Annotated in this window: 17 protein-coding genes and 1 pseudogene; 7 read left to right on the forward strand and 11 right to left on the reverse strand. The window is 58.2% G+C overall.

Going from position 1 to position 18,109, the window contains the following annotated elements:
* Window positions 1-127: 127 nt before the first annotated feature.
* Window positions 128-586, reverse strand: a complete 459-nt coding sequence (locus ALP40_RS15130; protein ID WP_122209048.1) for a thiol-disulfide oxidoreductase DCC family protein — start codon at window positions 584-586, stop codon at window positions 128-130.
* A gap of 194 nt (window positions 587-780) precedes the next feature.
* Window positions 781-1,380, reverse strand: a complete 600-nt coding sequence (locus ALP40_RS15135) for a TetR/AcrR family transcriptional regulator (RefSeq protein ID WP_122209049.1) — start codon at window positions 1,378-1,380, stop codon at window positions 781-783.
* A 121-nt stretch (window positions 1,381-1,501) separates the two neighbouring features.
* Here ALP40_RS15135 and ALP40_RS15140 point away from each other — a divergent pair, with 121 nt between their 5' ends.
* Window positions 1,502-2,374 carry an alpha/beta hydrolase gene (locus ALP40_RS15140; protein WP_375140014.1) on the forward strand — a complete coding sequence of 291 codons (873 nt, stop codon included), beginning with the start codon at window positions 1,502-1,504 and terminating at the stop codon, window positions 2,372-2,374.
* 118 nt (window positions 2,375-2,492) lie between these two features.
* Here ALP40_RS15140 and ALP40_RS15145 read toward each other — a convergent pair whose 3' ends face one another.
* The gene (locus ALP40_RS15145; RefSeq protein ID WP_122209050.1) at window positions 2,493-3,116 is read right to left on the reverse strand and encodes a TetR/AcrR family transcriptional regulator; all 624 of its coding nucleotides are present in this window, start codon (window positions 3,114-3,116) and stop codon (window positions 2,493-2,495) included.
* Window positions 3,117-3,259: 143 nt separating this feature from the next.
* On the opposite strand from ALP40_RS15145, the gene ALP40_RS15150 reads away from it, so the two are divergent.
* The gene (locus ALP40_RS15150) at window positions 3,260-3,700 is read left to right on the forward strand and encodes a hotdog fold domain-containing protein (RefSeq protein ID WP_122209051.1); all 441 of its coding nucleotides are present in this window, start codon (window positions 3,260-3,262) and stop codon (window positions 3,698-3,700) included.
* Between the two features lie 50 nt (window positions 3,701-3,750).
* Here ALP40_RS15150 and ALP40_RS15155 read toward each other — a convergent pair whose 3' ends face one another.
* The 4 genes from ALP40_RS15155 to ALP40_RS15170 form a co-directional block, all read right to left on the reverse strand.
* Entirely contained in the window at window positions 3,751-5,604 is a 1,854-nt protein-coding gene (locus ALP40_RS15155; RefSeq protein ID WP_122209052.1) for an ABC transporter ATP-binding protein, read from the reverse strand.
* Between the two features lie 93 nt (window positions 5,605-5,697).
* The gene (locus ALP40_RS15160) at window positions 5,698-7,407 is read right to left on the reverse strand and encodes an amidase (RefSeq protein WP_122209053.1); all 1,710 of its coding nucleotides are present in this window, start codon (window positions 7,405-7,407) and stop codon (window positions 5,698-5,700) included.
* Between the two features lie 56 nt (window positions 7,408-7,463).
* On the reverse strand, window positions 7,464-8,429 hold the full coding sequence (locus ALP40_RS15165) for an endonuclease (protein ID WP_122209054.1): 966 nt from the start codon (window positions 8,427-8,429) through the stop codon (window positions 7,464-7,466).
* Window positions 8,430-8,505: 76 nt separating this feature from the next.
* Complete coding sequence (locus ALP40_RS15170) at window positions 8,506-9,231, reverse strand: GlxA family transcriptional regulator (RefSeq protein WP_259640711.1); 726 nt, start codon at window positions 9,229-9,231, stop codon at window positions 8,506-8,508.
* On the opposite strand from ALP40_RS15170, the pseudogene ALP40_RS15175 reads away from it, so the two are divergent.
* A pseudogene (locus ALP40_RS15175) lies at window positions 9,192-9,794 on the forward strand (ABC transporter ATP-binding protein); the annotation flags it as partial. The gene ALP40_RS15170 and the pseudogene ALP40_RS15175 overlap by 40 nt on opposite strands.
* A gap of 74 nt (window positions 9,795-9,868) precedes the next feature.
* Window positions 9,869-10,216, forward strand: a complete 348-nt coding sequence (locus tag ALP40_RS15180) for a helix-turn-helix domain-containing protein (protein ID WP_122209292.1) — start codon at window positions 9,869-9,871, stop codon at window positions 10,214-10,216.
* A 186-nt stretch (window positions 10,217-10,402) separates the two neighbouring features.
* Here ALP40_RS15180 and ALP40_RS15185 read toward each other — a convergent pair whose 3' ends face one another.
* Together ALP40_RS15185 and ALP40_RS15190 are read right to left on the reverse strand one after the other, a co-directional pair.
* The gene (locus ALP40_RS15185) at window positions 10,403-10,888 is read right to left on the reverse strand and encodes a hypothetical protein (protein ID WP_259640712.1); all 486 of its coding nucleotides are present in this window, start codon (window positions 10,886-10,888) and stop codon (window positions 10,403-10,405) included.
* A gap of 150 nt (window positions 10,889-11,038) precedes the next feature.
* Window positions 11,039-12,661, reverse strand: coding sequence for a methyl-accepting chemotaxis protein (locus ALP40_RS15190; RefSeq protein WP_122209056.1), 1,623 nt, complete (start codon window positions 12,659-12,661; stop codon window positions 11,039-11,041).
* A gap of 334 nt (window positions 12,662-12,995) precedes the next feature.
* Here ALP40_RS15190 and ALP40_RS15195 point away from each other — a divergent pair, with 334 nt between their 5' ends.
* Both ALP40_RS15195 and ALP40_RS15200 read left to right on the forward strand, forming a co-directional pair.
* Complete coding sequence (locus tag ALP40_RS15195; RefSeq protein ID WP_122209057.1) at window positions 12,996-13,499, forward strand: cupin domain-containing protein; 504 nt, start codon at window positions 12,996-12,998, stop codon at window positions 13,497-13,499.
* 90 nt (window positions 13,500-13,589) lie between these two features.
* Window positions 13,590-14,231 (forward strand): TetR/AcrR family transcriptional regulator, encoded by a 642-nt coding sequence (locus ALP40_RS15200; protein WP_122209294.1) that lies wholly within the window; start codon window positions 13,590-13,592, stop codon window positions 14,229-14,231.
* Between the two features lie 65 nt (window positions 14,232-14,296).
* Here the strand turns inward: ALP40_RS15200 and ALP40_RS15205 are convergent, their stop codons facing one another.
* Complete coding sequence (locus ALP40_RS15205) at window positions 14,297-16,987, reverse strand: glycoside hydrolase family 3 protein (protein ID WP_183136050.1); 2,691 nt, start codon at window positions 16,985-16,987, stop codon at window positions 14,297-14,299.
* 57 nt (window positions 16,988-17,044) lie between these two features.
* Complete coding sequence (locus ALP40_RS15210; protein ID WP_122209059.1) at window positions 17,045-17,293, reverse strand: hypothetical protein; 249 nt, start codon at window positions 17,291-17,293, stop codon at window positions 17,045-17,047.
* A gap of 498 nt (window positions 17,294-17,791) precedes the next feature.
* On the opposite strand from ALP40_RS15210, the gene ALP40_RS15215 reads away from it, so the two are divergent.
* Window positions 17,792-18,037 carry a hypothetical protein gene (locus ALP40_RS15215; RefSeq protein ID WP_122209060.1) on the forward strand — a complete coding sequence of 82 codons (246 nt, stop codon included), beginning with the start codon at window positions 17,792-17,794 and terminating at the stop codon, window positions 18,035-18,037.
* The last annotated feature ends 72 nt before the right edge of the window (window positions 18,038-18,109 follow it).

An 18,109-nucleotide genomic window follows, 5' to 3' on the forward strand; every position in this document is an offset into this window, starting at 1 on the left:
GGCTAGATTAATGTCCGGTCCTGAGTTGAAAAAGCACTTGAAAAAGGTTTGTCCGTCAACCTGAAGGAGACAGTTGAGAAGGGCATCGAGTTAGGTATGAACGTGATCGACGATGCTTAGCGAAACATCAACGTTCATCAGAACGTCGCTGGCCCTGCGAAACGCGATCTGTTTTGGAAAGGGCACAGCTGTTTTTTCCGCAGCGAGCGCCACCATCAGGATGAGGCAACCACGCCAGATGCGGACGCCAGCGGCAGAAGAGTCGATAGGCGACGTTAAGCAGCGGCCGGAATGCAGGCCATGATAACGGTGCAGCCCAGACACCAAGGCCCGCTGCTCGCCAGCTCCAGAGCGTTGCGTCTAGGCCGGTAACCCACGTCCCGTCGTCAAACCTGGCGTGGAGTGCTGATTCCATTTGTTCGAGCGTGTATCCCACAGCCACGGGGTCAAAGGCTTCATCACTGATATCGACAAAGTGAAGGCGATGGGGTGCAGCACGCGCACGCAGGACATTGACTTCGCGCGCGCAGAGCGGGCATTCACCGTCAAAGTAGAGCGTCAAAGGCCAGTTCATGTTCTCGTACATCAGTAAGTGTCCTGTATTGACTTGGGCAGCCTCGGGCCGGTCGGCTACAAACATACATATCCCGCCATCAGCCCATTCTCAGAACAGATTCAAACTGCTCAGTTCCTCAAAGGCCAGAGCAGCGCCTGGGTGCATGCCAGCCTCGCGTTCTCATGTCGGCCTCCAGAACACGGTCGTTTTTGTAGGCCTGAAAATCATGGTGCAAGCAAAACCGAGGTCAGCGGCTTGAACACGGCTTCAGGGGGGATGTTGGACATCTCGTCCGGCTTTCTGTCTATCGCCAACGAGGCGTAGCCATGAGCCGTGCTCCAGGCAAGGAGGGTGCGTTGTTCAAGCAGTGTCGGATCAGGCTCCGCACCATTTTGCGCTATCCATGCCGTGCGAATCGACTGTCGAAGCTGTTGAAGTGCCGCTTCGCCGGATTTAAGCAGTCGGGGCAATGAGCGGGTTGCGCCATCGCCGCCCAGCATCAGCCGGAAGTGGTGCGGATAGGTGGTCGCGAACTTCACGTACCCGAGCCCGGCGCCCATCATGGGGTCTTTTACCTCGGTCTGAACGGCGCTGATGATTTCTATCAGGCGTTCATAGCCGTCGGCAGCCACTTCGGAAAGCAGATTATCCATCGAGCCAAAATGATGGGCAGGTGCCGAGTGGGAGACATTGGCCCGTCGCGCGCATTCACGCAGCGAAAGCCCCCGCACTCCAGATTCGCCGACGATGTCCCACGCCGCCTGACGTATGACGGCAGCCAGGTTTCCATGATGGTAGGAGCGGGTTGTTTCTGATTTCGGCATAGGGCATTTCCCCTGGTTATTAAAATAAAAGTTATCCGACATTCTCCTCTGGTTATCTTGTCACTGACAAGATGCACTGTTTTAATGCCCCCAGATCACCTGATCTGCATGAGGAGTTGCCGTGAAAAAGCTCAACAGAAAAATCCGTATGTTGACCCAGCTGTTTCTCCTGAGGATAGCCAGTCGGGTGTTGCCAGGCCCTACTGGAAGATACCTTGCCCGGCGATTTATCACACCGCAGGCCGCTGAGCGCACAAAGGCCGCATCAGCCCTGAGTGCAGCATCGGGCGTACACACCGAGACACTGACGTTGGGCGGTATCGATATAACGACCTACCAATGGGGTGATCCTTCACATGAGCCTTATGTTCTGCTCGCGCATGGCTGGTCAAGTTACGCGTTGCGTTTCGTCGAATGGATTCCGCTGCTGCGATCGATGGGCTATGCCGTGGTCGGCTTCGATCAACCTGCTCATGGAGCAAGCAGCGGAAAAAACAACCACATGCCGCTGTTCATCGAGATGCTTCAACAGGTGGGACGCCATTTCGGAAAACCGGCAGTCCTGATCGGACACTCACTGGGCGCCTCTTCCGCGGTTTTTGCTCAAGATGAGAAATGGTGTCCAGAGCGCTTCGTACTCATAGCGCCATTCGTGGCACTGTCAGAAAATGCCATTCGACAGTTTGAAACCGCAGGCGTCGCGCTCAAGACGTTCACCTCGTTTGAAGCGTGCCTGTATTCGGTGACAGGCCACCGATTCGCTGAATATGACGCTTCTTCGCGTTTGCCCTTGATGAAAGGCCCTGCGCTGATCATCCACGATAAGCATGACCGCGAGACGCCATGGGACAAGGGTGCCCGGTTTGCAACGCTATGGCCGGGTGCGCGTCTCTTCACGACTGAAGGGCTGGGGCACAATCGCTTGATCGACCATCCTTGCGTTATCAATGAGGTGATGAACTTTATCAAGCCGGAAAAACTCGTTCGGCAGTAGGCAGCCGCGTTGTGTTGGCGTCCTTCAGGATCTGGGCGATTGCGCATGTGTCTGCCCGCTGCGCCGGACAGGCTTCATGTTTTTCCACTTGGAGCGTTATGCGAAGGACTGACACTCGCTAAGCGTCGACGCGCCCAACCCCCCGCCAAGCCGCCTCGCCCAACTCCTCCTTATAAACCTCCGGCCCGCGTTTCACACGCCCCGACAGCCAGGCCTTGCAATAGCTCTCCGCGGCGCCAATCACTAACGACGGCATCAGCTCAAACGGCAGATCCAGCAATGCCTCACGCCGTCCCGGTTCGGCAAACCACTCTTTCAACTGCACATTCCTGACCCGGTTCGCATCTTCCAGCGGTTCACTGAAGTTGCTCTTGGCCACTGTAAAACGAGCCTGATACTGAAAGCGCGCCCAGTCCGGTTGGCTGACCACCCAGTCCACGTAGCTGTTCACCATCGCGTACACCCATTCTCGGGTTGAGGTGACGTCTTTGAGGTAGTGGTCGCGAAGTGCGGCCTGGTCGTCGAGGGCGGCCATGTAGAGGGCGGCGACGAGGCCTTCCTTGTTTTCGAAATGATGATAGATGGCGCCGACGCTCATCTCGCTTTCGGCGCGGATGGTGTCGATGGTGGTGGCTTCCACGCCGTGTTCGTTGAACAGCGCAAGGGCACACCGGAGGATGTGTTTTTTGGACTCCGAGCGACGGCCTGGGTAGCAGCGGTCAAGGAGGTCGGCAGGTTCCATTCTTCGGTCCAGGCAAAAAGAGGGATGGTAATGGATGTGGCGGTTTGAGACGAGCGGTTGACAGGAGTCGAGAATACAGAATAGTGTTCCGTAACAGAACAATATTCTGTAAATCCCGTTACAATAAAAACCAGAGGTATCCCATGAGTCAGACCCTCAGCATGTACCAAAGCGTCGGCGCGTCAGCGTTCAGCAATATGGCCTGTCAGATGGCCCCTTATTTCAGCACCATCACGCCTGAAATTTCGGTTCTGACGCCGGGTCGTGCCGAGGTCAGCGTGCCATTTCGCAAGGAGATCACTAACCACCTGGCTTGCGTTCACGCCATTGCGCTGTGCAACGCGGCCGAGCTGGCGGGCGGGATGATGACGGAGGTATCGATACCGGCCGGTGCCCGCTGGATTCCGAAAGGCATGACGGTTGAGTATCTGGCCAAGGCCAGGACGTCGATTCAAGCGATTGCGGATGGCAGTCAGATCGACTGGATTTCGCCGGGGGACAAAGTGGTGCCGGTCGATATTTTCGACGAGGACGGTGTGAAGGTATCGACCGCACGCATCACGATGAACGTGAAGCTGGGCTGATCCTCAGGCGACATTCGCCCGCCGTTGCGGCGGGCGAATAGGGTTTCAGCCTATTCCATCACCTCGGCCACACCTTGGTCCTCTCCCAGAAAACCGCCGCTCTGGTGGTGCCACAACCGCGCATAAGTGCCGTTTTTCTCGAGCAGTTCGGCGTGGGTGCCCTGTTCGATGATGCGCCCGTCGTCCATGACGATGAGCCGGTCCATTGCCGCGATGGTCGACAGCCGATGGGCGATGGCGATGACGGTTTTGCCTTGCATCATCTCATCGAGGCTTTCCTGGATGGCCACTTCGACTTCCGAGTCCAGCGCGCTGGTGGCCTCGTCGAGAAGAAGAATCGGAGCATTCTTGAGCATCACCCGAGCAATCGCGATGCGTTGGCGCTGACCGCCCGACAGCTTGATGCCACGCTCGCCCACCAGCGTGTCGTAACCGTTATGGCCTTGCTTGTCGCTCAGTTGGCGGATGAAGCCGTCTGCCTGGGCCTCTATCGCTGCGTTGCGCACCTGCTCGTCGGTCGCATCCGGCCGCCCGTAGGCGATGTTGTCGCGAATGGAACGGTGCAGCAGGGACGTATCCTGAGTGACCATTCCGATGGCGCTGCGCAGGCTGTCTTGCGTGACGTGCGCGATGTCCTGCCCATCAATGCGAATCTGGCCGCTGTCTACGTCGTAGAAGCGCAGCAGCAGGTTGATGAGTGTGGATTTGCCCGCACCGGAACGGCCCACCAGACCGATTTTCTCGCCTGCGCGGATATCAAGGTGGAGGCCGTCCAGCACCTGACGCTCGCCGTTGTAGTTGAAGCTCACGTCGTCGAACGTCACCGCGCCGCCAGACGTGACCAGAACGCTTGCGTGCGGCGCATCCTGGACCTTGGGACCGCGAGTCAGGGTTTCCATGCCGTCCTGCACCGTGCCGATGTTCTCGAACAGCGACGTCATTTGCCACATGATCCAGTGCGACATGCCGTTCACACGCAGCGCCATTGCGGTAATGGCTGCCACCGCACCCGTACCCACTTCACCTTGATGCCAGAGATACAAGGCATAGCCGCCTGCGCCCATGATCAGTGCGACCACCAGCGCCTGATTGACAATCTCGAACTGGCTGACCAGCCGCATTTGACGAAAGCCGGTCTGCTTGAAGTCTTCCATTGCCGCGCGCGCAAAATGCGCCTCACGTTTGGAGTGCGAGAAGAGTTTCACCGTCGTGATGTTGGTGTAGGCATCCGAGATACGCCCGGTCATTGATGAGCGTGCGTTCGCTTGTTCCTGCCCGACTTTCCCCAGGCGGGGTACGAAATACAGCATGGCCAGCCCGAACAGCACAATCCAGGCAATGAAAGGCAGCATCAGTTTCAGGTCGAAGCCGCCCGCCAGCGCGATGATTGCAATGAAGTACACGCCGATTCCGGGTGCGATCTCGATAAGGGTGAACAGCACCTCGCGCACTGACAGCGCGGTCTGCATGACCTTGGTCGTGACCCGGCCGGAGAACTCGTCGGAAAAGAACGAAAGGCTTTGCCGCAGCATTAATCGGTGGAAATCCCAGCGCAGCCGCAGCGGCAGGTTGATCGCCAATATCTGATGCTGAACCATAGTCCTTAACGCCACCAGCCCGATGCTGACCACCAGAATGATGCCGATGCCCCACAGCACGCGGCTTTCCTGCCCGCTCACTTCACCGCCAGCCTGCCAGGTAGAGAGCAGGTCCACGACTTGACCCAGGAAGGAAAACAGCCAGGCTTCGTAAATCGACACACTGGCGCTCAGCAACGCAAGCGCGAGCACGTAACCACGGGCCCCCCGTGTGCAGGCCCAGAGGAATTTCACCATGCCTTCAGGCGGCGGTGGCGTCTCGTCGGGTGGAAAAGGGTCTAGCCGTTTTTCAAATGCCTGAAGCATCAGCAGTCTCCATAGGAATCAGTTAAGGCGATCCTGCCATGATTCACCCTGCCAATCGCCCACCCCTGCGGTGGGCGACCACGCTTTACAACCCTACCGGTTACCCAGCGCAGGTGTGCGACGCGGAATCACGCGCTTGCTGCCCATCGCTTCAAAGGCCGAAGCAAAGCGCAGCAGGTTTGAATCGTCATATGCACGTCCGGCGAATGTCAGCCCGACAGGCATGCCGATGTCGGCCATCAGGCCCATTGGCACGGTAACAGTCGGTACACCCAGGTGGCGGATGGCGAGGTTGCCGTTGGCGACCCAGACACCGTTGCTCCAGGCGATGTCGGCGGACGCCAGATTGATGTCGGCATCTGCCGGCCCGACGTCGGCGACTGTCGGAAATAGGACCGCGTCCAGCCCCAGTCTTTCCATCCAGTCTTCCAGATCGATGCGACGCGTCTGCTCCAGTCCGCGCAGGCCGTCCGGCAGGGTCGGGATTTCATTCCAGGGCGTGATGCCGCGTTCGGCCATGCGCACGTATTCATCCATGCCCGCCGCCAGATCATCTTCGCGGTTGGGCAGGGTGCCGGGGTCGTGCGGGAAGATTTTCGCCCCGTCGACATCGGCGAGGCGGCTCAGCGCCGGGTCGCCGTTGGCACGCAGGAAGTCGTCGAATGCCCACGCGGACAGGTCCCACAGTTCGTGATGCAGAAACTCTTTCGAAACCAGCCCGCGCGTGAATACGGTCGGCGCGCCTGGGCGATCACCCTCGCAGTTGGACACCAGCGGGAAGTCGACGTCGACCACCTCGGCGCCCGCTGCGGTCAGTGCCCGGCGTGCATCCTCCCAAAGGTCGATCACCGAAGGCCGGGTGATGATGCGTTGTCCGGTCGGACCGCCGATGCCGGGCTTTTCAGACGTGCCCGCGTCAGGGTCAGCATTGATGTACATGCGCGGTACGCCAAAGCGCCTGCCGGCCAGGCTCTCTGCACCCACGCTCAGTTCGGTGTAGGCAGCAGGGCGCACCGACGCCACCGAAGGCAGGGGTACCCAAGGCTGCAGGCGCCACAGATCGCCGCGTGTCTCAGGGTCTTCGGCGACGATCACGTCCAGCACTTCCAGCAGGTCGGCCATCGTTCTGGCGTAAGGCACGACCACATCCATCGTAGGGGTCAGCGGCCAGTTGCCGCGCACCGATATCACGCCGCGTGAGGGGGTGTAGGCACATAGGCCGTTGTTGGAGGCCGGGCCGCGTCCGCTCGACCAGGTTTCCTCGGCCATGCCGAACGCCGCGAAGCTGGCGGCCGTGGCGGTGCCTGCGCCGTTGGACGATCCCGAAGCGAAGGGCGCGGTCAGGAAGTCAGCGTTGTAAGGGCTTTCGGCGCGGCCATACACGCCGCGCTGCATGCCGCCGTTGGCCATCGGCGGCATGTTGGTTTTGCCCAGGCAAATGGCTCCGGCGTCACGCAGGCGACTGATGGTGAAGGCGTCTTTCTGGGCGAGGAGACTGGCAAAAGCGGGGCTGCCCGACGCGGCGGTCAGACCCTTGACCAGATAGCTGTCCTTGGCGGTATAGGGAATGCCGTCGAGCGGCCCCCGTGTTTCGCCTTTCGCACGACGTGCGTCAGACGCTTGCGCTTCGGCAAGCGCCTTAGGGTTAGGCACCACCAGAGCGTTCAGTGCGGTGGCAGTGTTCGGTCCGTCATAGGCGTCGATGCGGGCAAGGTACGCCTCAACCAGCTCGACGGCAGTGGTCTTGCCGGATTCAAGCGCCGCGCGCAGCTCGGCAATGGAGACTTCTGTGACTTCGATCATGGGGTTATCACCGACGGCTGATAAGGGGCGGCTTAGTGCTTGCGTAGCGTTCGGGCTCAGGTGCAGTTGCCTGCTTTGCGATAGCCCGCCGCCCTGGCTTTGGATTCAGACTCGAAGGATATCCGATTTTTCGACGAGACTTTATCGTAGCTCGGGCAGCCTTGGGGCAGGTGGTAGATATGGCTGTTGAGGTTGCCGATGATCACGCCCGCCGACGATGCACGAGGCGTTGCCTTCTGCGTGGCTGGCTGCGCGGTTTTCTGGGGGATGGCGTTCACCAGGCCATCACCGACCGGCTTGTAACCCTGCGTCCAGGTGCGGGCACGGCTGACGAACGGGTTGGCGTGACCCATGACGGTTGCAATGCGACGATCACGCTCCTTTTCCCACGCCGTCACCGGAAATTGCTTGTCCCAGGCCATCAACAACTGTTGTTGCTGACGCGACATGCTCAGGTTGTACCGATCAAACATATAGAACGTGGTGCGGGCGACCAGCCCTTTCACTTCGTCACGTGGCTCGGCGACGTTCTGCTCGAAATCGACCTTGGTCTTGCACTGCCCATATTGCGGCGCCACGCCTGAAGCCATGCCGTAGTTATAGTTGTTGCGGTCACCATTCACTTCGCCAACCGCCGGGTAGAGGTTGAACAGGTCGGCTTCCATCGCCTTGAACACGGGGTCATCGTTTTCGCAAAATTCGCGCCCGCCGTTCTGCCAGCACTGGCGTTGATGGCCGAAAGTCCAGGCCGGAACGATATGCTCCCACTCTGTACGCTCTGCACGGTTTTCCTGTTTGCGAGCTTGCAGGCCACAGGAACCGGCATCGATGCGCCCACCGGATTTTCCGACCCAAGTCCATTTGCAGCCGCAATACAGATCGCCTTGGGCACTGCTGGCCTGATCAAGATAGATCTTTTGTTTGGCAACCACCTTGGCTTCGGAAAAGGTTGAAGGGGCCTCTGCGAAAGCGGGGTTTATAACGAGGAGCGACAGCGTCAAGACGTAAAGCAGAAATTTCATGAGTCAGCATATTTCAGGTTCGGGGGCGCGCATTGTACGCATGACGGCCCGAGGGTAAACGTGCGATTCGGTTTGATTACGGCGACGACTTGAAGCGCGCACGGTGTTCCTTGGGCGTGATCCCGAAGGCTTTGATGAATCGGCGAATCAGCGTTGCCTCGCTGCCCATGCCGCAGCGCTGTGCTATTTCCTTGAGGGGGTTGTTCGACGTATCGAGTAGATGACGCGCCGCTTCCAGGCGGATCGACTCGACCATCCTGCTCGGCGTGCGGCCGGTGCTTTCACGGTATTTACGGATGAACGTCCGCTCGCTCATGTTCATGAAATGGGCGAGGGCGGTGACGGATAAATCATCACACAAATGCACATTCATCCAGGCGTGAAGGTCGGAAAACTGGCTGCTCTTTGATTGCAGCGCGAGCGAGGAGCTGAACTGATCCTGATCGCCGGGACGTTTTAAAAACATGACCAGATGGCGCGCCACCTCAAGGGCTGCGCAATGCCCCAGATCCTGCTCGACGAGGGCGAGTGCCAGGTCAATACCGGACGTCACCCCGGCCGATGTCCAGATATCCTCATCGTTGATGAAAATCGGCCCGCGCCGGACCTTGATGGCCGGGAAGCGGTTTTCCAGCTCGTCGTACGCAGACCAGTGAGTGGTGGCTTCCCGTGCGTCCAGTTTGCCCGCAGTCGCCAGGGCGAATACGCCTGTACAGACCGAAACCAGACGCTGGGCCTTATCGGCGTGTTTGTGCGGCAGCCCGCCGCGAGATGCGTGAGATCGCCGCCAGGGTCGCGGCACAGGTCGGGATTCGGGCGGAATACATGGACCGCTTTCCCCATCAGTTTTCCGGTGGGCAGCGGCAACGTATCGCCATCGCCCGAGCGCTGTCGTCCAATCCGGACATCATCGTGCTCGATGAGCCCACCTCTGCGCTGGACATTTCCGTTCAGGCGCAGATCCTCAATCTGCTCAGTGAGCTGCAGCGCACGCGCGAGCTGACCTACATCCTGATTTCGCACAACGTGTCCGTCGTCCGCCACATGGCTGACCGGGTGGCGGTCATGTACTTGGGGCAGATCGTCGAACTGGGCAGTGCATCTCAGGTACTAGAGCGCCCCCGACATCCCTACACGCAGTTGCTGCTGGATGCGGTGCCTCGCCTGGGTGTGCCGATAGACGATGCGCAAGCCTCCGCCCCCACAGAGTTGCCCGGCAATCGAAACCTGCCGACCGGTTGTTATTTTCGGGATCGCTGCCCGAAAGCGACTGCCAGGTGTGAGCGCCCTCAAGCGCTTTTGCCGGTGAAGAACCTTGCCGTCGAACAATGGCAGGTTCGCTGTCATCTGGCGTCTGGGTCGTGAGCGCAATCAGTTGAGAGGTGCCGAGTGTGGAAAAGCCGACGGGCACGCGTGCCTGGATCCCGGTGCATGAGCAAATGCGCCGCGCATTTTCACTGCTTTCAGGCAAGTGGAAGCTGGAAATCATGTGGCTGATCAACCAGCGCGTCTATCGCTTTGGCGAGCTGCGCAAGGCCATTCCGGGAATCACGCAGCACATGCTGACGGCACAGCTTCGCGAGCTGGAGGCTGACGGCCTGCTGACGCGTACCGTGTTCGCCGAAGTACCGCCGCGTGTGGAGTATGAGATCACTGAAAAGGCCAGAGGGCTTGGGCCGACGATGGAAGCGTTGACGATCTGGTGGCAGGAATATGGTGCCAGCTTGCCGGTCAGGTCGAGCGGGCGTGGTCGCAGTACCCATGTAAAAGGCACGAAACCCCTGTGAAAAATCAGGCGCCTTCACCAGGCATCGCTTAACGTGCTGAAGGATCGTGGTCGCCACGCCGGGCGCATCGTAAAAGAGGGGGGGGAAACACATTCGTCGTTTTAGGGTGCAACAGCTAACCGATCAAACGAAGCCTACGGCTAGCTGAGCGAGAGGTGCATCGTTTGGACAAGACAGTCCTTGTGCTTATTTCTTCATCGTCAGCGCAGAGGCTTGTTTCGCCTGAGCGTCGGACAATGTGCCGTTCCGGGAAAGTTTAGCCAGGGAGTTGTTTGCCGTCATCAGGCTTGCGGTGAGTGTGCCCAGTTCCGACTGCAGCACGCCCACTCGAGCCTGTTTGACCTCGGCACTCAGGCTGGTATCAGCCATGAGGGCTTCCAGCTCCTGCTGCTTGTCTTCGATTTTTTGCTGAATCTCACGAATCATTTTCAGGATCTTTTGCGCCTGATCGGGCAGTCCGCTTTCCTCGATGTCTTTGTTGGAGCGGGTGCTACGGTCTTCGGCGGATTTTTCCAGGCTTAGGCTGGACAACGATACTTTGATGCCCTCTACAGGCGTGGCGGTCGTGTTGGTCGACGCCATCTCCAGGCCGTCGTCAACAGCCTTTTTCGCGCCAGCGTTCAGTGTCGGCGGCTGTGCAGTGTTGGCGACCTGTAAGTTGAGGTTAATCATCGTCTGTGCCTGAAAGGATTAAGTGAATGAATCTGTATCGACATCTGCTTCACTTTCTTCACATTAAGAAACATTTAGTCGCGGTGCCATGAGGGCCGCCGCGAAACGATGCCTGAAACATCGCCCCGGCGTGCCGGGGCGTGTGCTGCCTTACAACCGAAACCTGCCCACTTCCTGCTGAAGACTGGCCGCAAGGTTTTTCAGCCCGCCGCTGGTCTTGAGCAATTCCTGAACGGACATGTTGTTCTGCTCGGCCATTTGTGCCGACCGCTCTACGCTGCGTGCAACGTCCTGGCTGGCTGCGGTTTGCTCGCGTAATGCAAAAGATATCTGGTCCACCACGTGCAAGACCTTGCTGGAGCTGTCGCGGATTTCGATAATCGCCTGGCCAGCACTGCCTGCCATTTCCACGCCGGTGTTCACTTCCTGCACACCGCTGCGCATGCTTTCAACAGTCTCTCTGACCCCGGCCTGGATCTTCTCGATCATGCCGGCAATCTCTTTGGTCGACTTGCCTGTGTTCTGCGCCAGCAGGCGCACCTCGTCGGCCACAACGGCAAACCCCCGGCCCTGTTCGCCTGCGCGGGCAGCTTCGATGGCGGCGTTGAGCGCCAGCAGGTTGGTCTGGTCGGCGATGCCTTGAATCACGCTGATAATCGATGAAATGTGCTCGGAATGCTGACCCAATCCCGACACTTGGGTCGACGAATGCTGAACGGTCTTGGCGATGCCGTTCATGCTGGTCAGCGTATTCTCGATGACCTGTACGCCTTCAACGGATTGCTGACCAGAGCGACTGGCGATCTGATGGGCCTCGTCGGCGTTTTCGGACACATGGTGAATACTGACGGTCAGCTCTTCGATCGTAGCGGCCATCATTGAAGCCGAAGTCGATTGCTCCTGGATGGCCCCGGACAGCTGCTCGGAAGCACCGGAAATCTGCTGCACGGAAACCACCAGTTGATTGGCGGCCAGGCTGATCTGTTGAATCATCTCGCGCAGGCGGTTCTGCATCCGATCAAGCGCTTTAGGCAGTTCATCATGGCTGCTGGTGTCAATCACGGTGTCCAGTCGGCCTTCGGCCACGGCGGTGGCAGCGTCGATGGCCAGTTGCAGCCGCGAGGAGGTGCTGCGGCCCAGGGCCGTTGCCAGGATGGCGCACAGCAGCGCAGCGGCAAGACCACCGCACACCAGAATCATCAGTGCAAGATGCTTGGCGTCGATCATGTTCTGGCTTCTTTTTGCCAGGAGTACGTTTTCCGTGGCGCTGATTTCGGCCAGGGTTGCACGCATGCTGTCCATCTTGGCCTTGTCGGCACCGGACGTGATGCGTTTGTCCAGCTCGTCATCCGGCTGGTTGCGTGCGGTCAGGTCCCTGCGCAGGGCAACGATAGTGTTGATGTCATCTTCGAGCCAGCGCTTGTAGGTTTCCCCCAGCGTGGCCAGGCGTCGCTGTTGTTCGGGGTTGTCAGCGGTCAGCCGTTTGAGCGCATCAAGCTCTTCGATGAAGCGCTTTTCACCCGCGACAAGGGGTTCTAGAAACGCATCTTTCGAGGCAATGACAAAGCCGCGCATGCCGGTCTCGATGTTGATCAATTGCTCCAGAGCCAACTGTGCTTCACTGAGCACCTGATAGGTATGAACATTACTGTTGGTGGCGTCCTCCACCTGCTCGAACCCTCTGTAGGCACTGGCCACCAGAACGGCGATAAGCACGACAATAGCGATAAAACTGAAGTAGAGCTTTTGCGAAATGCTGAGCTTATTGAGCATGGTGTAAGTCCTGAAACGTGCCTCCCTGGCAATCCGGTAACTTTTTTTAGTGTGAATAGCGGCAGGGTGTGAGGTTTTTCGAGAATGATATTATTTGGATATTATGGGTTTCGACCCGGCGAGGGTTATCTTTAGGTGCATACGGCAACTATCGGTAATATCAAGAACTAATTTTCTTATACCTTTGATTTTTATCGTTATTTTATTTTGATTTCGGTTGTAATTTAATCGGTCACACACCCTGTTGGACGCTATTTTGACGGCATTATATTGACCGTATTCGCAGGGTTAATGGTCTAAGCTCAGGTTCTATCCTGTCGCAGGCTGTACTGTCATGACCCAAGATGCCCCGTGTGAACTGGCCGCGCGTTTGATCCGCAATTTCAATGACGTCTCGCTTGAACAGCAAAAGCGCGATCCGTTGTACGAAAGCCTGGCAGGGCGACTGGCAGCGGGAACGGCGGCCAGTAAGTTGGGCGCCTCCATTGACCTCGTCGCCCCCGGCAAGCGCTCGTGCCCTTATCATTTTCACCATGCTCAGGAAGAGATGTTTATCGTCCTCGAAGGAGAGGGCAGTCTGCGGGTTTCAGGTCAGATGCTGCCTATCAAGACAGGCGACGTGATCTTCATCCCGCCGGGGCCGCAGTACCCTCACCAGATCATCAACACGTCATCGTCGGCCCTGAAGTATCTGTCGATCAGCACCCGTGAAAAGCCCGAGATCTGCGAATACCCCGATTCGGGCAAATACCAGGCGATGGCGTCCGGAGAGGGCGCGACGTTTGTGGCCAGACAACGTGTCGATCTGAACGTGGATTACTGGGACGGCGAGCCTTGATGGCTGCCCCGTCCTGCTTCGTGGACATGCGCAGCGGTAGCGGTGCCTGTATGCTTCTGCCGATTCAAAAACGAAATCAACGAATTCGCCATGTCCGAAAACCTGTCCGATCCTGCCGCAGTGCCAGCCGCCAAGCGTCGTCGCATCCCGAAAGGCGATCTGCGCAAAGTCGATATCATTCAGGCTGCACTGGTGATCTTCGCCCGCGACGGCTTCGCTGGCGCGTCGTTGTCGAACATCGCCAAGGTGGCGGGCATCTCCCAGGTCGGATTACTTCATCACTTCCCCAATAAACTCGCCTTGCTGCAAGCGGTGCTGGACCATCGGGATCAGTACATCTCGACCCGATTGCAGCAAGCGGAGCAGGTGGCGACGCTGGAAGGGTTTGTGGCGTTTCTGCAGTTCATCATGCGGTTCAGTATCGAAGACGCGTCCGTCAGCCAGGCGCTGATGATCATCAATACCGAGAGCCTGTCGGTCACTCACCCGGCGAATCGATGGTTCTGCGAGCGTTTTCATATCGTACACAGCCATCTTCAGGCGCAGTTGAATCTGCTGGTGCAGGCAGGCGAAGTGCGTGGCGATATCGACGTGAAACAAGTCAGCATCGAGCTGGCGTCGATGATGGACGGCTTGCAGATTCAATGGCTGCGTTCACGGGCCGACGTAGACATCGAAGGTGCGTTTGCCCGGTTCCTCGACCGAATGGTGTCGGACCTGCGGGCAAGGTAACGAAGGGTTGTATTGCCGAGAGCCGAAGGCAACCGTTGGTCTTTACGACCACCGGTTGCTGTGCGTCAGTACGCCTGTTCGGGCTTGACCTGCACGGCCTTGCGCAGCGGAACGGGGAGCGGGTTGGAATCACGCGTGGTCAATTGCTCCGGATAGAGCGCCACGACGGTACGATCCAGGGCCAGGCTTTCCGAGTCCTTACCGACCAGGACCTTGAACTTGCCAGGGTCGACTTTCCAGCTCACTGAGTCCGGTGCGTAGTAAGCGAACGAACGCGAGTCCAACGCAATGGTGACGGTCTTGCTCTCGCCCGGTTTCAGGTAAACCTTGGAGAAACCTTTGAGTTCCTTCTCGGGACGATCAACCTGCGGTTTGGACGGTTGCACGTACAACTGAGCGACCTCGAACCCGGCCTTGTCGCCGGTATTGGTGACCGTGAACGTTGCATTGATGGTCGATCCGGGTGCCAGCACATTGCTCGACAGCTTCAAATCGCTGTACGCGTACGTGGTGTAGGACAGGCCGAAACCAAACGGATATAGCGGCTTGGTGTGCTTCTTGTCGTAGCCGCGATAGCCCAGGTACAGGCCCTCGCTGTAGGTCATTTCGGTCGGCGGATTGGCGCTGCTGAAATAGTACGGCACCGGGTCCTGATAAGACGCGTAGCTCGGGTTGTCCTCTGCTTTCTTGTCCAGGGTGATCGGCAGCTTGCCGGACGGGTTGACCTCGCCGAACAGAATCTCGGCCAGCGCCTGCCCGCCTTGCTGACCCGGGAACCAGGCATGCAGCGAGGCGGCTACCTTGTTGGCCCACGGCTGCATGTCCATGCCGCCACCGCCGTGCATGACCACGATGGTTTTCGGGTTGGCCTTCTGCACGAAGCTGATCATTTCCGACTGGAATTGGGGCAGTTCGAACGGGTGGTCCAGGGATTCGCCTTCGTACTCGAAGTTGCTGCCTGCCGCGATGACCACAGCATCGTAATCTGCCAGGTTCTTAGGCGGACGCAGCGACGCCCAGCTCATCTGAACGCCATTCAGGCCGCCCAGCACCGGGGTGAAATTGCCTTTGAGTCGACGGTACTCCAGACGCACGTTGTACTCGCTGCCGGCCTTCAGGCTGGCGGTCTTGACCGTGCGCGGCACGACCGGGATCAGGTCGAACGAGACTTGTCCGCCTTCGTCCTCAGCCACCAGTTCGTCATTGATCCACAGCTTGTACGCACCGTCCGCCCGGACCTTGAACACCTGCGGGCCGGTGATCGTCGGTTTGATTTTGCCGGTGAAGCGCGCGGAGAACGCGCCCGGTGCCGGGTTGTAGCCGCTCACGGTGCTGGTGCCGTTATCGGTCACGTTGCTGCTGGTGACCCAGTCCAGATTGACGCCTGGCTCAATGCGTGTCGCGACCGGATCGCCCGACAGGTTGGTGTTGGCGTAGTACTCGGCTTTGACACCTGTGTTGCTGATGGCCTGTTTGTCACTGCCCGGCTGATACCAGACCGACGTTTTAGGGTTCAGGCTCATCTGGCTGAGGTAGTCGATATTGGCCGTGTTCGAGGCGAGCTGCTTCAGGCCACTGAGTTCGGTGACGTAGCTGCTGGGAACAGAATAGGCCGTGCCGAAAGGCGAGGTCGGGGGCTGAACGGCCAGATCGCCAATCACAGCGATTTTCGCGTTCTTCGCCAATGGCAGCAGCGGTTTTTGTCCGTCTACCGGTTCGTTGCGCAGCAGGACGATGGATTCCCTGGCCACGTTCAGTGCCGCGATCTGGCCGTACTCGCGATGCACCAGCGGCTGGGCCTTGTTGATGCCCTTGTCGAAGCCGTAGCTCACCAATGCCCTCAGGTTGCGGCGCACTTTGTCGTCGATCACGTTCTGGTGCAGCTGACCGTTCCACACGTAAGGCAGCAGTTTGGCTTCGGTGAATTGCAATCCGCTCGGCATGTCGATGTCAGTGCCGGCCCAGGCACCTTTGAAGGCGTCCTGGACCGAGTTGAAATCGCTCATGACGTTGCCCTGAAAGCCCCACTGGCCTTTCAGAATGTCGGTGATCAGGTGGTGATTCTCGCAGGCGTACTCGCCGTTGATCTTGTTGTAGCCGCACATTACCGAAGCGATGTTGGCGTTTTTCACCAGCGACTCGAAGCCCGGCAGATACAGTTCCTGCATGGCGCGTTCGTCGATCTTCACGTCCAGATAATGCCGGTTGGCTTCCTGTTCGTTCATCAGGTAATGCTTGGCGGCGGCCTGCACGCCCTGCACCTGGATACCGTTGGTGACCGCAGGGGCCAGCACGGCGCCGAGAAACGGATCCTCACCGCTCATGTACTCGGCGGCACGCCCGTTAAACGGTGTGCGGTACAGGTTGATGGCTGGCGACAGCATTTGCTGGCCACCCGCGATGCGGGTTTCATAGCCGATCGCCAAGCCGAATTCCTTGGCGCGGTTGATGCTCCACGTAGCCGCCAGCGCCGACGGTGAAGGGTATTGCGCGCCGAAGGTCTTGCCGCCGACCAATACGCCCATTGAGGAGTCGTAGGCCACGGTGCCCTGCAGGCCGAACTTGTCCAGTTTGGGGATCATTCGTCCGTCGTCGACGCGGGAAAAGTTGATCTTCTCCGATTGCGTCATGTTGTCCAGCATCGCGCCGACACGCGCTTCGACTTCGTTGCCGGTCATTGGGGTGGCGGCCAATAGCACGCTCGCCTGGGCAACGCTCAGCGCAAGAACGCTCAGGCCCAGGCCTTGTTTGATCAGGGACACAGTACTACTCCTCGGATAATGGCTTGAATGACGGCCGATTCAACGCAGCACTCACGGTTCTTTATCCCCGGCGGGTGCGTCTGTGGTGTCGATAGGGGCATCCAGGACGGTCTGTTCGCCGCCAGGTTGTTTTTCGGTCACGGCTTCAGCACCCGTAAGGTGCTGGCGTTTGGCATCGACTTGCGCACGAAGCGCATCGGAAGTTGCGGGTGACGGGTTCTGATTGTCCGCAGCCGAGGCTGGCAAGTTGATCAGGCACGTCAGTAAGGCGGCAGCGAGAGGCAGCAAGCGTCTGGCCATCGGGAATTCTCCAGATAGAGTATGGGGTCAGTCAGGTGGCGTCGGAGGGCAGTAAGGGCCGATCGCGAGTGTAAGGCCGCAGTGTGAAGACAAAGTTCGATGGCAGCAAAGTCATCATGCTTTTTTTGATTTTAAACTGAGATATAACTAATATTTAAATTGCCAGTATTGTTTATTTTTAGATTTTTTATTCCATTAAAAGTCAAAATAATGGATTTATTTTCTTAAAATTTGATTTTTTTGAGTATTAAAAAATATTTTCAAAAACAGAGTGATCATTCTGTTTTGCGTATTTCTTTGGAGGTTTTTTGATGAGCCTGGCACCTTGCGATCAGCGTCATGAAAGCCGCCAACTGAAATCGTGGCCTGGCGAGATTTCGACATTTTTTCGACGTTGTGATGACTGTTAACGATGCCTTAATCGGCACGGCTCAATGTGCAGTGACTTGAAGCAGGCGCCTGTGCCCTGTAAACCTGCCACCTATTGAGATACGACAGATGACTCTTTCAAAAACTGCAACCTTCCTGCTGGCTTCGGTTATAGGGCTGTGCAGCGTGCCTGCCCTTGCCCAGGACGGTGCGCAAATGATCCAGAAACGCCAGGAAGCCTTTGCGCTAGAACGTCAGCAAGCGCGCGAAAACCTCGCCAAATCCAGGGAGCAAGCCGAACCGCAGCGGACAGCCGAGACCGCATCCAGCCAGGACGCGAGCAACCTGAAGCAAGTTGAAAAACCTTCCAGCTGATGCGCCGGTTTGTCTTGCCCGGGTTTACACTGGCGCTCGGCCGGTGATCACGTTGCGCGCAGACATTCGGCG

This window comes from Pseudomonas viridiflava, from assembly GCF_003702045.1.
Taxonomy (GTDB): Bacteria; Pseudomonadota; Gammaproteobacteria; order Pseudomonadales; family Pseudomonadaceae; genus Aquipseudomonas; species Aquipseudomonas viridiflava_C.